The sequence below is a fragment of the Hymenobacter antarcticus genome, from assembly GCF_039539545.1.
Classification (GTDB): domain Bacteria; phylum Bacteroidota; class Bacteroidia; order Cytophagales; family Hymenobacteraceae; genus Hymenobacter; species Hymenobacter antarcticus.
Genome location: NZ_BAABDI010000003.1, coordinates 23,766 through 38,090, shown reverse-complemented (window position 1 = coordinate 38,090; position 14,325 = coordinate 23,766). Strand labels below are relative to the sequence as shown.

Sequence of the window (14,325 nt, the reverse complement as noted above, 5' to 3'; positions counted from 1 at the left end):
CGTCCGGCGAAGCCCGTGGTACGCGCGTACCACGGGCTTCGCCGTTTTTGCCATACTCCAACCCGGCCCCTTACCTTTACTCACCGAATAGCTAACCCCACCACCATGCCCCAGACCGCCGAAATAACCACTGCTGAACTTCAGGAAATTGCCGCCCAGGTGCGGCGCGACATCGTGCGCATGGTGCACGCCGTGAACTCGGGCCACCCCGGCGGCTCGCTCGGCTGCACCGATTTGCTGGTGGCGCTCTACTTCAAGGTGATGAAGCACAACCCCGAAGCCTTCAGCATGGATGGTATCGGGGAGGACCTGTTTTTCCTTTCCAACGGGCACATTTCCGCCACCATCTACTCGGTGCTGGCCCGCTCGGGCTACTTTCCGGTGAGCGAGCTGGCCACGTTCCGCAAGCTCAACTCGCGCCTGCAGGGCCACCCCACCACCCACGAGGGCCTGCCGGGCATTCGCATTGCCTCGGGCTCGCTGGGCCAGGGCCTGAGCGTGGCCTGCGGCGCGGCCCAGGCCAAAAAGCTGAACGGCGACGACCGCCGCGTGTTCGTCCTCATGGGCGACGGCGAGCTGGAAGAAGGCCAGAACTGGGAGGCCATCATGTATGCCGCCCACCACAAAATCGACAACCTCATCGGCATCATCGACCACAACGGCCAGCAGATTGACGGCCCCACCGCCGAAATCGGTGGCCTCGGCGACCTGCGCGCCAAATTCGAAGCCTTCGGCTGGCACGTGCTCCAGGCCGACGGCAACAACTTCGACACCCTGCTGCCCGCCCTCGAAGCGGCCCAGGCGGCCACCGGCCAGGGCCGCCCCGTCATGTTCATCATGGACACGAAGATGGGTTTCGGCGTCGATTTCATGATGGAAGGTCACAAGTGGCACGGCGTAGCGCCCAACGATGCTCAACTAGCTACCGCTCTGGAACAGCTGGCGGTTGGCACCGAGGCCGACTACTAAATCACAGATTTCCGCTGATTAACCGTGATTTCGCTGATGCGGTATTGCCTTCCCGGCCAACCTCACGAGACCCCTGCGGGGCCGGCCCCCTCTCCCGTGGAGAGGGGGAGCCGAACGATTTCATCCAATTGTCGTCAGGCTCCCCCTCTCCGCGGGAGAGGGGGCTGGGGGGTGAGGTTAATCGTATGGGCCGCATTGCTGTTTTTCGCCTACCAAACCCATGCCCAAAACGCTCTGCCCGAGCGCCCCAAAGTCACCCGCATTCTCTTCCTGCTCGATGCCTCGGGCTCGATGATGGCCCCCTGGGAAGGCCAGCCCCGCTGGAACGTGGCCAAGCGCATGCTCAGCAAGATGGTCGACTCGCTCAACACCTACCCCAACCTGGAGGTGGCCCTGCGCGTGTACGGCCACCAGTACCCCAACTCGGAGAAAAACTGCGAAGACTCGCGCCTCGAAGTGCCCTTCGCGCCCCGCAACGCGGCCGCTATCAAGAAAAAACTGACCGAGCTCAAAGCCCAGGGCAACACGCCCATCACGTACTCGCTGCTGCAATCGGCCAACGACTTCCCCACCGATAAGTCGTCGCGCAACGTGCTGCTGCTAATCACCGACGGTCTCGAATCGTGCAACCGCGACCCTTGCGCGGCCTCTATCGCCTTGCAGCGCAAGCACGTATTCCTGAAGCCGTTCGTCATCGGCATCGGGGCCGAGCGGGATTTCGGCAAGCAGCTCGAATGTCTGGGCCAGTACTACAACGCGGCGGAAATCGCCACTTTCCGCACGGTGATGAACGACGTCATCGCCAAAACGCTGAGCAAAACCACCGTTTCCGTCAACCTCACCGACGCCGCCGGCAAGCCCGTGGAAAGCAACGTGAACATGACGTTCGTGAACAACGTGACCGAGCAGCCCGAGTACAACTACGTCCACTACCGCGACGACCAGGGCAAGGCCGACGTACTCGACATCGACGCCCTCCAGAGCTATGATTTGGTGATAAACACCGTGCCGCCCGTGCGCCAGGCCAATATCCCCATCCGGCCCGGCACCACCAACGTCCTCACCTACAAAACGCCCCAGGGCACGCTCTGGCTGCAAAGCCCGCAGCTCACGCCCAACCCCTACGGCACCATGCGCGCCGTAGTCCGCACCCCCAGCGGCACTACCGTCACGGCCGGCACCTTCGGCACCCGCCAAAAGCTGCTGGCCGGCAACTACGAAGTCGAAGCCCTGACCCTGCCGCGTACCGTGCGCCGCATCAGCATCAAGCAGGGCCAGGAAATTGCTATGACCTACGCCGCCCCCGGCACCCTCAACATTACCACCGATTTGAAAGGCTACGGCAGTATTTATCAGCTGAATGATGATGAGTCGCAGACCTGGATTTACTCTCTGCCGGATGCTGGCAGCAGCAAGCTGAATTTGCCCATGCAGCCGGGGGCATATCGGCTGGTATTTCGGACAAAGACGAGTACCGGTAGCAAGTTTACGGACGTGCGTAATTTCAGCATCAGAAGTGGGCAGACTACTTCGGTGGCTATTTTTGGGAAATGAAATGAAGCGGAACGAAAACTCCCCTCCTTACCAAGGAGGGGACATTTTCGCAAAGCGAAAATTGGGGTGGTTGTAGGCGTTGAACGGCATTCAGAACAATCGGCAATATGACCACCCTCAACAACCTACCCCATAAAAAAGACGAACGCCGCACGCTCAGAAATAACCTAACCCCCGCCGAAGCCAAGCTCTGGAGCGTACTGAAAAGCGGCCAATTAGCCGGCCGTAAATTCCGCCGCCAACACAGCATCGGCGAATTCATTCTCGATTTTTATTGCCCGCAGGAAAAGCTCGCGGTTGAATTAGATGGCGCGGCCCATTTCACCGCCTCTGGCAATTTGCACGATGCAGAGCGAACTGATTACTTGAATAGCGTTGGTATTCGAGTCGTGCGATTTGAGAATAAGTTGATTTGGTCTGCTTTGGACAGTGTGCTGCATTCGATTGAAAGTAATTTTGGGGCGCGCTGAGGTTCTTGCCGATTCGTTCAACGCCCACAACCACCCCCGTTCGCGCTGAAGCGCGAACATCCCCTCCTTGGTAAGGAGGGGAGTTTGACCGCCATAACCTCCCCAATTCCCCATGAAAGACTTCCCCTACACCGAATCTAAAGACACCCGCAGCGGCTTCGGTGCCGGCCTGCACGAGCTCGGCAAAACCAACCCCAACGTAGTAGCCCTCTGCGCCGACCTCACCGGCTCGCTCAAGATGGACGCCTTCAAAAAGGACTTCCCCGAGCGGTTTTTCCAGGTCGGCATCGCCGAGGCGAACATGATGGGCGTAGCCGCCGGCATGACCATTGGCGGCAAGATTCCCTTCACGGGTACGTTTGCCAACTTCAGCACCGGCCGGGTGTACGACCAGATTCGCCAGAGCATTGCCTACTCGGATAAGAATGTGAAAATCTGCGCCTCGCACGCCGGCCTCACGCTGGGCGAAGACGGGGCCACCCACCAGATTCTGGAAGACCTGGGCATGATGAAAATGCTGCCCGGCATGACCGTCATCAACCCCTGCGACTACAACCAGACCAAAGCCGCCACCATCGCCATTGCCGAGCACGAAGGCCCGGTGTACCTGCGCTTCGGTCGCCCCGTGGTGCCCAACTTCACGCCCGCCGACCAACACTTCGTCATCGGCGAGGCCGTACTGCTGAACGAAGGCACCGATGTGAGCATCTTCGCCACCGGCCACCTTGTGTGGAAAGCCGTGCTGGCCGGCAAGCTCCTGGCCGAACGCGGCATCAACGCCGAAATCATCAACATCCACACCATCAAGCCGCTCGACGCGCAGGCCATCCTCGCCTCGGCCCGCAAAACCGGCTGCGTGGTCACCGCCGAAGAGCACCAGATGAACGGCGGCCTCGGCGACAGCATCGCCCAGCTGCTGGCCCGCGAAGAGCCCCTGCCCTTGGAAATGGTGGCCGTGAACGACAGCTTCGGCGAAAGCGCCACCCCCGACCAGCTCATGGAGAAATACGGCCTCACCGACGCCGCCATCGTGGCCGCCGTGGAAGCGGTGATGAAGCGCCGGAAGTAACCGATACTAATAGCACCAAAAAGCCCCCGCAACTGTAGCAGCTGCGGGGGCTTTTTGGTGCTGAAGATTCCGCTAACGGTTTGCGGCTTTGCGAAGGCGGGGAATAAGGAATTCCAGTAGCCGAGGCTTGCACCACATACGAATTGATAATCTGCTGTTCAGCCCATGTTCTTCAGCTCTGCTTGCGCAAAGCTGATGTTAGCGGCGATTTTTATTGGGTGGAAACTTAGCGGTTTTTAGTACTTGGTTCGCCTGTTTCAGTTTTTCAGGGAATAGAATTTTGTCCCGATACTCGCTCAAAGCCGGGTCAATAGTCACAAAGGGCCATTTGTCTGTCAGATTCAGTGCCGTTTTCATATTGGTAAGTTAAACAGTTTTGCGCTGCGCTAAGAACCCTTCGTATGCTGTTCCTGGTTCAAAGTCCACAAAATCATCGCCGATGCGACCATAGAGGTAAAAGTCCCGTTGCATGCCTTCGTAAAATCGGTTAATGCCCATCCGGTAAAACCTGGTTCTGGCTTTAGTACTGCCTTGTGCATATACAAAAGCAGTCGAATGGCTTTCCAAAAAAGCATAGACGGCAGCGACAACAGTTGCTAAAACCTTCTTGGTATCGCCATTGTCCGAAACGGTAAGGTCATCGATGGCTCCCGTCACAAAGTGCTTATCACCAAATGCGAGATTATAAACTTCAGGCACGGTAGTGTTTTGAAACTCAATAAGCTTGCGAATAGCTCCCTTTGGCCCCTCGCTGATGAATTCAAAGCGGGTAAGTTCTTCTTCTGATTTGAGTTGGTATTTGTCAACGTGCATAGCTGCTGTCCGGTTGCGACAAAGGTAACTGTCTAGCCGTTAAATGCCTTTCACATTGTGGTATTCTAAATCACCGCCAACGGTTTGCAGATTTGCGATGGCGGGGTTTTCACCACAAATGCTGATTTGAAATACTAAAGATTATTTACCCACAAAACTGTCTTTGAAACACGAATGCCCCGCTATTGCAAATGTGCTGTTATGCCCAGTTTTTCATTGTCCATTATTTTCTCTACCAAGTCACGAAATGTCTGAATGTCCCCCGCATGAATAGGTCGTCTGTAAACCCAATTGGGAAATATTTTGTCAACCCAATATTTAAATCTTCTTTCTGTTTCTAATTTTCCATATTCAAGTTTATCAAATGTCTTGATGCCTGTCAAAGTTACTTCTTCCATTAATGGAGAGAAGTTTTTGTTTATTTCTAGAAATTCTTCAATTTTCGTTGAAGGTCTTAAGTCGGTAACATCAACGCCTTTGCTTTTCAGATTTCGCTTTAACGTTAAAAATATTGCTGCCGATAAACATTCTGCACCAAGTCTTTTAACTGGTTTGATTATTTCCTTTTCAGCAACGGTCGACAGGAAGTCACAAAGGTCGCCAAGTGTTTGTTTGTCGTCTGGATTGAAAATTGTTTTCCATTTCTTTATTGGAACGTCAATTCTAAATTCTTGATTTAAAAATTCCGCATACTCGTCCCACGGTATCAAGTCTTGAGCGTCACGTAACTCCCATATTTTTGTCTCTCGAGTCAAAATAAATGTCTCGTCTGCGATTGGGTCGAGTGGACTGCAAAGTCTATGTTGCTCCTTAAAAATTTCAAGAAGTTCGTCAGATGTGTAAAATATTTTCTCGTTCATTTCTGTCGTCTTAAAATTGGGCATAACATTCGGGTTCCCGAAACCCGGTACGCCAGCCAATTTCGGGAACCGGCGCTTTACCCGCAACAAACCTACGGGAAGCAGGCCAAATCAGGCTGCTTCCCGAAGGTTTGGTTTTACAGCCCCAACGAATCCAGGGGCGAGGCGGGACGGGCGTGTTGTGCAACATGGGTATAGATTTCGGTGGTTTTGATGCTGCTGTGGCCCAGTAAATCCTGGATGATGCGAATACTGGTGCCCATTTCAAGCAGGTGGGTGGCATACGAATGGCGGAGCATGTGCAGGGTGATGGGGCGGCGGATGCCGATTCGTTCGGCGGCCTGCTTCACCACCAGCTGCAGGCTGCGTTCGCCATAGGGCTCCCCGGGCCGCTGGCCTTCGAAGAGAAACGTGACGGGCCGAAACTGCCGGAACTGTGCCCGGAGCAGCTGCAACAGGCTGTCGGGCAGAGGTAAGTCCCGGTCTTTCTTGCCTTTGCCGCCCCGCACATACAAGGCCATGCGCTTGCTGTCGATGTCGGCGGGCGTGAGGGCCAGCACCTCGCCCAGGCGCAGGCCCAGGCCGTAGGCCAGCATGAGCATGGCGCGGTGTTTCAGGTTATCGGTACCGTGCAGCAGCTCGCGCACTTCCTCTTTGGCCAGCACTTTGGGGTTGGTTTGCGGCCGCTTGGGGCGGGGCACCTCATAGTACTGGCGCGGCTGGCCCTCCACCTGCTCATAATAGAACTTGATGGCGTTGATGAGGGTATTCTGGTAGGCTTCGGAGATGCCGGCTGCCACGCGCCCGGCCAGGTAGTCGAGCACCGCCTGCTTGTCCAGTTCCAGGGGCAGGCAGGGGGCGTGGTGCGTGAGGAACTGTAGGAAGGCGCCCCGGTAGCTTTTCAGCGTTTGGGAGCTGTAGCGCTTCAGCACGATAAACTGGCAGTAGCGACCCAGCAGCAGCTCGTGCGGCGTGGGCGGGGGCGGGGCGGTGGCCAGCGCGGGCACCAGCGGCACGTGCAGCGGCACGCCCAGCTGCTGGCAGGCGGCCCGCACGGGGGCCACCGCTTCGGGCGTGGCCGGTAGCAGGTAGCCGCGGGCGGCGGCCTCGTAGCGCACGCCGGCCGCCAGCAGGGCCGCCCGCACGGCGGCATCGGAATACGGAAAAAATACCCGGAACCCGGCGCGGTCGTCGGTCAGGTGCAGCGATACGGCGGCTTTCATCGCGTCGGGGGCGGCACTTCGCCGGTTTTCTTGTCCAGCATCAGCACCTGCTCGCCAATTATTTCCGTCACGTAGTGCCGCACCCCGGCGGCATCGTCGTAGTGCCGCGTTTTGAGCTTGCCTTCGAGGTATATCAGGCTGCCCCGGCGCAGGTAGGCCTGGGCCAGCTCGGCCAGGCCGCGCCAGAGCACCACGCTGTGCCAGTCGGTACTGCTCTGGAGCTGGCCGGCTTTGTCGCGCCAGGTTTCGGTGGTGGCCAGCGAAAACTTGGCCACCGGCACGTTGCCGTCCAGCACGTTGATTTCGGGGTCTTTGCCGAGGTTGCCGATGAGGGTGACTTTGTTGAGGCCGCGCATAAGAGGGAGAGGAGCATCAGCCGCTGAGTACCAGCGGCCCAGGCCGCCCGAATGTAGCGTACGCTTTGGCGTAATTCCTTACTGCGGCAGTGCTTTGTAAAAAATGTAGGCGTTCAAAACCATGAAGGCAAACGCCGGGAGACAAACCAACACGCTGTCGCCGATTTTCAGGCGGACGGCCACGCCCAACAGCATGAGCAGGGCCAGGCCGCCGGCCGAAATCAGCATAATGGGATTCGCGACGAGGCCCACCAGTAGTCCTATCGCACCCAATACTTCTAAAATAGCTACCAACATTCCCTGTTTTTCCAAGCCGAAACGCTTGAACTCACTTTTCATATTTGGCGATTTGAAATAGGCAATTCCGTAAATTAAAAATGACAGGCTGGAGAATAAAACAAGGGCGAGAAATAAACTCATTAGGAAATTAATTTGAGCGACACAGCCGCGATAAAAACACACAGCACCAGAAGAAACAAAGAGGGCAGATGTTTGCTCCAGGGGTTGCTTACCTTGAAATGAAAATATTGCGCGGCGGCCATCAGCAAGCCCATGAGCAGCGCGGGAATCAGTACCAACGCCGGATACCAGATGCCGGCGACCAGCAGCGTGGCCAGTATTATTTTGGTAGCCCCCACCATCGTGCGGGTCAAATCGCTCAGTTCATACTGGCGAAATTCATGGACAATGTTGTCGAAACGAAAGACCCATACAAATCCGACGGATAGGGCGACGATTATTTGAGCAACGGAAGCGTAGGTATTCATGTGGCGGTTGCGTTAAATTTCCCGCCGTTTGGCGGTAGGGTAGTTTTCTGCAGGATGCTGGCTGATTTCTGTCATGCCCGGTTTCATGCCGTACAATATAGGCGAAATTACTATTTGCCAGGGAATAGCAGCTTTTGTAGCAGGCCCGGTTAAACGCGGGGCTTACTTTGCCCTCCAACCACTGCTTTCGCCACCCAGGCGTACCTTTTCGCCGTTTGGAAGACCACGAAATACTCCTCAGGTTCCAGGACCCCGCCAGCCGCAACCTGGCGTTCAATCAGCTTGTGCGCAAGTACCAGAGCAAGGTGTACTGGCACGTGCGCAAGATGGTGGTGGACCACGACGACGCCGACGACCTTACCCAGGACGTGTTCATTAAAGTCTGGAAGCACCTCGAAAACTTCCGCCAGGATTCCCAGCTCTTCACCTGGATTTACCGCATCGCCACCAACGAGTGCCTGAATTTTCTCAGCAGCAAGCGGCGCAAGTTCCTGCTGCCGCTCACCGACGTGGGGGCCGAGCTGGCCGCCAAAATCGAAGCCGACCCCGCCATTGCCGGCGATGAAATCGAGCTGAAGCTGCAAAAAGCCATTCTGCGGCTGCCCGATAAGCAGCGCCTCGTCTTCAACCTGCGCTATTACGACGAGATGCCCTACGAGCAAATGGCCGAGGTAACGGGCACCAGCGTGGGCGCGTTGAAAGCCAGCTACCACCACGCCGTGAAAAAAGTGGAAGACTACGTGACCCGCAACACCGACCATTAGCCCACCCCAACACAATTTTTTATTAGCGGAATTAAACGCCGCTCCCTCTTCTTCATCCAACTGCCATGAAACCTTCCTTCAAGCTAGATGCGCACCCTCGGCGGCCCCGCCCGCTGCTGAGCGAGCCGCCCGCTGGCTATTTCGACAAGCTACCTACCCGGATAATGGCCCGGCTGCCCCAGGCCGAAGCCCGCGACACGGCCACTGGCTGGGGCTGGCTCGGCTTTTTATCGCCGGCGCTGCGCACGGGCCTGGCCTCGGTAGCGGTGCTGGGCGGTTTCGCGGCTTCGTTTTACATGAGTGGCACGCCACAATTGGTACCGGCCACGGCCAGCGTCGCCTCGCTCGATGCCGTGCCCCGTACCGAGCTGGTGGGCTATTTGCTCACGAGCGGTACCCGCGTCGAAAACGTTGACCTGGCCGTGCTCACCGCTGCCCACCCTAGCATTGCCAAAGGGTTTTTGCACGCCTCGGAAGACGAAATGAATGACGTGCTCGATACGCAGCCTTCCGAAGACCTTACTTATTTATAATTTCCGTCAACTATTATGTCTGCTTTTTCATCTATGCTTCGATTACTTAGTCTGGCCGCGCTGCTCCTCACGTTGGCCTCTTCGGCCCACGCGCAGGGTGGGGGCGGGTTTGGCGGGGGCCGCAAAGGCCAGCGTCTGGGCCAGCTCGAAAACGCCAAAATCGCCTTTATCACCAACCGCGTGGTCCTCACCCAGGACCAGGCCCAGAAGTTCTGGCCGCTCTACAACGAATTTTCCGGCCGTCGCCGTGAGTTCAATCGCAACGGCCGCCTGCTGCGCCGCGACGTGGCCGACGGCATGACCGACCAGCAAATCCGCGAGAATTTCACCCAGGCCTTCACCATGCGCCAGCAGGAGCTGAACCTGGAAAAGGAGTACTTCGACAAATTCCAAAAGGTGATTTCCCTGCGCCAGGTAGCCCAGCTATTCCAGGCCGAGCGCGACTTCACTAAGGAGGTTATCAGGCGCGTAGCCGACCGGCCCGCCCGCCCGGGCGACGGCCTCAACTAGCGCCGCCGCATCCACCATTCCGCGCCGATATTTTCCGAGGCCGCTGCCCCCGCAGCGGCCTCGTTATTTTTGCGGGGTAATCGAAACGAAACCGGCTTTGTTGAAAGAACGAATTAGAACACCAAACCACCCCCCCCCCAAAAAAAATAAAGCCATGCCCCATTCCAAGCCACCACTACCATTCCATTAACCGGACAATCGACTACAAAATCCGTGCAATCCGCTTAAATCCGATAAATCCGTGGTCCTGACACCCCGCCAACTATTTCTCCGCCACCAGGCCCAAACCTCTGATTTTCCGCTGCTGCTGGAGATTGAGCGGGCCGAAGGCATCTACATGTACGGCCCCGACGGCCGCCGCTACCTCGACCTGATTTCGGGCATCGGCGTGAGCAACGTGGGCCACCGCCACCCGCGTGTGCTGGCCGGCATTCAGGCCCAGCTCGACAAATACCTGCACCTGATGGTGTATGGCGAGCTGGTGCAGGCCGTGCCCGCCCAGCTGGCCGAGGCCATCCACCAAACCCTGCCCGCCCACCTCGATTCGGTATTCTTTACCAACTCCGGCACCGAGGCCATTGAAGGCGCATTGAAGCTGGCCAAGCGCCACACTGGCCGCACCGAGCTCATTTCCTGCCTCAACGCCTACCACGGTTCCACGCACGGCGCGCTCTCCATCACGGGTTCCGAGGATTTCAAGAACAGCTTCCGGCCGCTGCTGCCCGACGTGCGCCACATCCGCCACAATGACTTTGCCGACCTGGCCCTGATTACCGAGCGCACCGCGGCCGTCGTTATCGAAACCGTGCAGGGCGAGGCCGGCGTGCGCGTGCCCTCGCTGTACTACCTGCCGGCCCTGCGCCGCCGCTGCCGGGAAGTGGGTGCCCTGCTCATCCTCGACGAAATTCAGTGCGGCTACGGGCGCACCGGCACCATGTGGGCGTTCGAGCAGTTCGGCATCGAGCCCGATATTCTGGTCTGCGCCAAGGGTATGGGCGGCGGCATGCCCATTGGGGCGTTCATTTCCAGCACCGAAATCATGTCGGGCTTCAAAACGAACCCGATTCTGGGGCACTGCACCACGTTTGGCGGGCACCCGGTGAGCTGCGCGGCGGCCCTGGCCACGCTGCAAGTCATGCAGGATGAAAAGCTGGCCGAGGGCGTGGCCGCGAAAGCGGCGCGGTTCCGGGCGCAGCTGCGGCACCCGGCCATTCGGGCCGTGCGGGGTTGCGGCCTGCTCATGGCGGTGGAGTTCGACTCCTTTGCCGTCCTCAAGCCCATCATCGACCATGCCCTGGCCCACGAAGGCGTGCTCACCGACTGGTTCCTGTTTTGCGATAACTCCCTGCGGCTGGCTCCGCCGCTCATTATTAAGGATGAGGAAATTGACGAGGCCTGCGCGGCGTTGCTGCGAGCCATTGCCCACATCACGGGTCGGTAGGCGACGGCCATCGCCGGCCACGCAAAAGGCCCGTCGGACTTCCTCGGATGAGGAAGTTGCGACGGGCCCATGCGGTTGCGGCCACGGCCGGCAAACCCTGTAAGATTAGCTAGTTGATATTGACCGAGGGGCGCGGCAACTCGTTGTAATTCAGAAAGGAATTGCTTTCCTCCTTGATGCGCTCGCGGGGTTGCCCGTCCTTCACGCCCTGCGAAATCTTGCGCACCAGCACGCCCACGATGGCTTTGCGGAAGCCCAGCTTCTCGGCCATCATGATGCAAAAGTCCATTTCCGTCTCGTCCACGATGCCGTCGGCCAGCATCATGTCCACTAGGTCAAAAATCTGGTCGAACCGCTCCGAGTCGTTGGTCGGCAGGTCGGTGCTTTCCCCTTTGGAGCCCGATACCAGCGACTGTACCTCTGAGGAGCTGATGCCGTTTTTCTTGCCCACGGAGATGATAAACTTCATTTCCCGCTCGTCGATGTGTCCATCGGCCTTGGCAAGTGCGGCGAGGTTTAGCAGGTGGCCCTTAATTTTTTTGGCCTGCTCATTTTCGAAAAAACCGAACATATAACGTGGGAATTAAGTGGTGGAAAATAAGGTAACGGCCAGTGGGCCAAATGCTGAGGTAAGGTACAGGTAAAACAGTTAGTTGCTACTTACCAGATACGCGAAACGTAAAAAAAAGATAACCTCAACCTAAAGACGCCCCATTGGCCTTGGTAACAATGCCTGCCGGCCACTCAATGGAGATATTGGAGCGCGGCAGCATCAGCTTCCGCACGCCCAAGCCCGTATCCTTAGATACTCATTCAACGCTCTAAACGAGTAATATGAAAGGGAGGGTGAGAATTTGCATTCATTTCGCGAACTTTGCGGGGTTTGGCTGCCATTTGCGCATCCGCCGGTTTTATAAATAGCAAGATGAAGAGAATAGGGGTTTTTACCAGCGGCGGCGATTCGCCCGGCATGAACGCGGCCATTCGGGCCGTGGTGCGCACCGCTACCTACCACGGGTTGGAGGTGTACGGCATTATGCGCGGCTTCAGCGGCATGATTAAGGGCGAGTTCGTGCGGCTCGATTCGGCCTCGGTGTCGAACACGGTGCAGAAGGGCGGTACGATTCTGAAGTCGGCCCGTAGCCAGAAATTCATGACCAAGGAAGGCCGCCAGCAGGCCTTCGACCAGTTGGTTAACAACGGTATTGAAGGCCTGGTGGCCATCGGGGGCAACGGCACGTTCACCGGGGCCATGATTTTTGAGGAGGAGTTTGGCATTCCCACCGTGGGCGCGCCCGGCACGATTGACAACGACCTCTACGGTACCGACTACACCATCGGCTACGACACGGCCGTGAACACGGCGCTGGACTGCATCGATAAAATCCGGGACACGGCCGACTCGCACGACCGCTGCTTTTTCGTGGAGGTGATGGGCCGCGACTCGGGCTACATCGCCATCCCGTGCGCCATCGGCGGCGGGGCCGAAATCGTGATGATTCCCGAAACGCAGATGAGCGTTGATGTCGTAGTCGATACCCTGCAAACGGGCTGGAAACGCTCGAAAACCTCGTTTATCGTTATCGTAGCCGAAGGCGAGGAAGAGGGCAACGCCACCAACGTGGCCGCCCGCGTGAAGGAAGCCATTCCGCAGCTCGACACCCGCGTCACGGTCATCGGCCACATCCAGCGCGGCGGCTCCCCCACGGCTGCCGACCGCCTGCTGGGCTCCCAAATCGGCATCGCCGCCGTCGAAGGCCTCATGAACGGCATGCGCAACGTCATGGCCGGCATCGTAGACAAAAAGCTGGTTTACACGCCGTTCACGGATACTATCAACAAGAAGAAGCTCATCAACCAGAGCTTCATGCGGATGGTGGAAATCCTGAGCGTGTAAAGAACGTGTAACGCGAAATTTCATTTCGCCACGAGCGCAGCGAAGTATTGCCGTCCGCGTGTGCCCTCACGCCAGAACTTCGCTACGCTCGTAGCGAAATGAAATTTCGCGTTACACGTTCACCCACTGATAGGCCGCATCGCGCCGCAGCCAGGTGAGCTGGCGCTTGGCATAGCGCCGCGTGTTGCGCTGCAGCAGGCGCACGGCTTCGGCCCAGTCATACTCGCCGTCGAGGTAGCCGAATATTTCCTGGTAGCCCACCGTTTGCAGGGCATGATGGTGGCGGTAGGGCAGCACGGCGCGCACTTCATCAAGTAAGCCAGCGGCCAGCATGTGCTCCACGCGCAGGTTGATACGCTGGTACAGCGCATCCCGCTCGCGGGTGAGGGCTACTTTCACGTTGCGAAACAGCGGGTTTTCGGCGGGTGGGCCGGCGGTGTGGAAGCTGGAAAACGGCCGGCCGGTGGCGCGGGTGATTTCCAGGGCGCGCACCACGCGCTGCGGGTTTTGCTGGTCGATGCGGGCGTGGGCCACGGGGTCGGTTTCGGCCAGCTCGGCCACGAGGTGGGGGAGGCCGTGGGTAGCCAGCTCGGCGTGCAGTTGGGCCCGGACTTCGGGCGGCACACCGGGCAGCTCATCCAGGCCATCGGTCACGGCCTGCACATACAGGCCCGAGCCGCCGGTGAGAATTACCAGCGGGTGCTTTTGAAACAGCCCGGTGAGCACGGCGAGGCAATCGGTGGCGAAGCGCCCGGCGCTGTAGTCCCCGGCGATGCTGTGGCTGTCAATGAAATGGTGCGGGATGCCTTGCATTTCGGCGGGCGTGGGCTTGGCCGTGCCGATGCTCAGCTCCCGGAAAAACTGCCGCGAGTCGGCCGAGACAATCTCCGTTTCAAACTGCTGGGCCAGCTGCACGCACAGGGCCGTTTTGCCCACGGCCGTGGGGCCGGCAATGGTGAGCAGCACCGGGCGCGGGTCGGCGGCCGTGGGGGCCAGCTGGGCGAGGATGTGAGGAGGAAGCAAAGGTGCTGCGATTTGATGGTTAAGGAGGAACAGAAATAAAGGAGAACGTCATGCTGAGCTTGTCGAAGCATCTCTA

General features: G+C 58.1%; 18 protein-coding genes. 9 read left to right on the top strand and 9 right to left on the bottom strand.

Features of this window, described 5'->3' with window-relative positions:
- The first annotated feature begins 105 nt into the window (after positions 1–105).
- From ABD819_RS03525 to ABD819_RS03510, 4 genes are all read left to right on the top strand, one after another.
- Positions 106–969 carry a transketolase gene (locus ABD819_RS03525; protein WP_345121048.1) on the top strand — a complete coding sequence of 288 codons (864 nt, stop codon included), beginning with the start codon at positions 106–108 and terminating at the stop codon, positions 967–969.
- A 195-nt stretch (positions 970–1,164) separates the two neighbouring features.
- On the top strand, positions 1,165–2,523 hold the full coding sequence (locus ABD819_RS03520; RefSeq protein ID WP_345121046.1) for a vWA domain-containing protein: 1,359 nt from the start codon (positions 1,165–1,167) through the stop codon (positions 2,521–2,523).
- A 107-nt stretch (positions 2,524–2,630) separates the two neighbouring features.
- Positions 2,631–2,993 carry an endonuclease domain-containing protein gene (locus ABD819_RS03515; RefSeq protein ID WP_345121044.1) on the top strand — a complete coding sequence of 121 codons (363 nt, stop codon included), beginning with the start codon at positions 2,631–2,633 and terminating at the stop codon, positions 2,991–2,993.
- A 112-nt stretch (positions 2,994–3,105) separates the two neighbouring features.
- The gene (locus tag ABD819_RS03510; protein ID WP_345121042.1) at positions 3,106–4,062 is read left to right on the top strand and encodes a transketolase family protein; all 957 of its coding nucleotides are present in this window, start codon (positions 3,106–3,108) and stop codon (positions 4,060–4,062) included.
- A 198-nt stretch (positions 4,063–4,260) separates the two neighbouring features.
- Here the strand turns inward: ABD819_RS03510 and ABD819_RS03505 are convergent, their stop codons facing one another.
- The 7 genes from ABD819_RS03505 to ABD819_RS03475 all read right to left on the bottom strand — a co-directional run bounded on the left by ABD819_RS03505 (position 4,261) and on the right by ABD819_RS03475 (position 8,081).
- Positions 4,261–4,419 (bottom strand): hypothetical protein, encoded by a 159-nt coding sequence (locus ABD819_RS03505; RefSeq protein WP_345121040.1) that lies wholly within the window; start codon positions 4,417–4,419, stop codon positions 4,261–4,263.
- A 9-nt stretch (positions 4,420–4,428) separates the two neighbouring features.
- Positions 4,429–4,875, bottom strand: coding sequence for a DUF6934 family protein (locus ABD819_RS03500; RefSeq protein ID WP_345121038.1), 447 nt, complete (start codon positions 4,873–4,875; stop codon positions 4,429–4,431).
- A gap of 182 nt (positions 4,876–5,057) precedes the next feature.
- Positions 5,058–5,735: a hypothetical protein gene (locus ABD819_RS03495; protein ID WP_345121036.1), complete on the bottom strand. Its 678-nt coding sequence runs from the start codon at positions 5,733–5,735 to the stop codon at positions 5,058–5,060.
- A 137-nt stretch (positions 5,736–5,872) separates the two neighbouring features.
- Entirely contained in the window at positions 5,873–6,958 is a 1,086-nt protein-coding gene (locus tag ABD819_RS03490; RefSeq protein WP_345121034.1) for a tyrosine-type recombinase/integrase, read from the bottom strand.
- Positions 6,955–7,314 carry a single-stranded DNA-binding protein gene (gene ssb, locus ABD819_RS03485; RefSeq protein WP_345121032.1) on the bottom strand — a complete coding sequence of 120 codons (360 nt, stop codon included), beginning with the start codon at positions 7,312–7,314 and terminating at the stop codon, positions 6,955–6,957. Before ssb ends, ABD819_RS03490 begins: the two co-directional genes overlap by 4 nt.
- A 78-nt stretch (positions 7,315–7,392) precedes the next feature.
- Entirely contained in the window at positions 7,393–7,734 is a 342-nt protein-coding gene (locus ABD819_RS03480) for a DoxX family protein (RefSeq protein WP_345121030.1), read from the bottom strand.
- Positions 7,734–8,081: a DoxX family protein gene (locus ABD819_RS03475; protein WP_345121027.1), complete on the bottom strand. Its 348-nt coding sequence runs from the start codon at positions 8,079–8,081 to the stop codon at positions 7,734–7,736. The genes ABD819_RS03480 and ABD819_RS03475 overlap by 1 nt, the downstream gene beginning before the upstream one ends.
- Positions 8,082–8,296: 215 nt before the next feature.
- Here ABD819_RS03475 and ABD819_RS03470 point away from each other — a divergent pair, with 215 nt between their 5' ends.
- The 4 genes from ABD819_RS03470 (at position 8,297) to ABD819_RS03455 (ending at position 11,329) form a co-directional block, all read left to right on the top strand.
- Positions 8,297–8,845, top strand: coding sequence for an RNA polymerase sigma factor (locus ABD819_RS03470; RefSeq protein WP_345121025.1), 549 nt, complete (start codon positions 8,297–8,299; stop codon positions 8,843–8,845).
- Between the two features lie 65 nt (positions 8,846–8,910).
- Positions 8,911–9,378, top strand: coding sequence for a hypothetical protein (locus ABD819_RS03465; protein WP_345121023.1), 468 nt, complete (start codon positions 8,911–8,913; stop codon positions 9,376–9,378).
- Between the two features lie 33 nt (positions 9,379–9,411).
- A complete protein-coding gene (locus ABD819_RS03460; protein ID WP_345121021.1) occupies positions 9,412–9,888 on the top strand; it encodes a hypothetical protein in 477 nt (158 codons plus the stop codon).
- A 247-nt stretch (positions 9,889–10,135) separates the two neighbouring features.
- Positions 10,136–11,329: an aspartate aminotransferase family protein gene (locus ABD819_RS03455; RefSeq protein WP_345121399.1), complete on the top strand. Its 1,194-nt coding sequence runs from the start codon at positions 10,136–10,138 to the stop codon at positions 11,327–11,329.
- A 109-nt stretch (positions 11,330–11,438) separates the two neighbouring features.
- Here the strand turns inward: ABD819_RS03455 and ABD819_RS03450 are convergent, their stop codons facing one another.
- Positions 11,439–11,900 (bottom strand): tellurite resistance TerB family protein, encoded by a 462-nt coding sequence (locus tag ABD819_RS03450; protein ID WP_345121019.1) that lies wholly within the window; start codon positions 11,898–11,900, stop codon positions 11,439–11,441.
- Between the two features lie 354 nt (positions 11,901–12,254).
- Between ABD819_RS03450 and pfkA the strand changes: the two genes are divergently transcribed.
- Positions 12,255–13,226 carry a 6-phosphofructokinase gene (pfkA, locus tag ABD819_RS03445; RefSeq protein ID WP_345121017.1) on the top strand — a complete coding sequence of 324 codons (972 nt, stop codon included), beginning with the start codon at positions 12,255–12,257 and terminating at the stop codon, positions 13,224–13,226.
- A 111-nt stretch (positions 13,227–13,337) separates the two neighbouring features.
- Here the strand turns inward: pfkA and miaA are convergent, their stop codons facing one another.
- Positions 13,338–14,249, bottom strand: a complete 912-nt coding sequence (miaA, locus tag ABD819_RS03440) for a tRNA (adenosine(37)-N6)-dimethylallyltransferase MiaA (protein ID WP_345121015.1) — start codon at positions 14,247–14,249, stop codon at positions 13,338–13,340.
- Between the last annotated feature and the right edge of the window lie 76 nt (positions 14,250–14,325).

Bases quoted from the DNA above. Each gene is read 5' to 3' on its own strand.
- ABD819_RS03525 (WP_345121048.1), top strand. From the start codon at position 106: ATGCCCCAGACCGCCGAAATAACCACTGCTGAACTTCAGGAAATTGCC.
- ABD819_RS03515 (WP_345121044.1), top strand. From the start codon at position 2,631: ATGACCACCCTCAACAACCTACCCCATAAAAAAGACGAACGCCGCACG.
- ABD819_RS03510 (WP_345121042.1), top strand. From the start codon at position 3,106: ATGAAAGACTTCCCCTACACCGAATCTAAAGACACCCGCAGCGGCTTC.
- ABD819_RS03505 (WP_345121040.1), bottom strand. From the start codon at position 4,419: ATGAAAACGGCACTGAATCTGACAGACAAATGGCCCTTTGTGACTATT.
- ABD819_RS03500 (WP_345121038.1), bottom strand. From the start codon at position 4,875: ATGCACGTTGACAAATACCAACTCAAATCAGAAGAAGAACTTACCCGC.
- ABD819_RS03495 (WP_345121036.1), bottom strand. From the start codon at position 5,735: ATGAACGAGAAAATATTTTACACATCTGACGAACTTCTTGAAATTTTT.
- ABD819_RS03490 (WP_345121034.1), bottom strand. From the start codon at position 6,958: ATGAAAGCCGCCGTATCGCTGCACCTGACCGACGACCGCGCCGGGTTC.
- ssb (WP_345121032.1), bottom strand. From the start codon at position 7,314: ATGCGCGGCCTCAACAAAGTCACCCTCATCGGCAACCTCGGCAAAGAC.
- ABD819_RS03480 (WP_345121030.1), bottom strand. From the start codon at position 7,734: ATGAGTTTATTTCTCGCCCTTGTTTTATTCTCCAGCCTGTCATTTTTA.
- ABD819_RS03475 (WP_345121027.1), bottom strand. From the start codon at position 8,081: ATGAATACCTACGCTTCCGTTGCTCAAATAATCGTCGCCCTATCCGTC.
- ABD819_RS03465 (WP_345121023.1), top strand. From the start codon at position 8,911: ATGAAACCTTCCTTCAAGCTAGATGCGCACCCTCGGCGGCCCCGCCCG.
- ABD819_RS03460 (WP_345121021.1), top strand. From the start codon at position 9,412: ATGCTTCGATTACTTAGTCTGGCCGCGCTGCTCCTCACGTTGGCCTCT.
- ABD819_RS03450 (WP_345121019.1), bottom strand. From the start codon at position 11,900: ATGTTCGGTTTTTTCGAAAATGAGCAGGCCAAAAAAATTAAGGGCCAC.
- pfkA (WP_345121017.1), top strand. From the start codon at position 12,255: ATGAAGAGAATAGGGGTTTTTACCAGCGGCGGCGATTCGCCCGGCATG.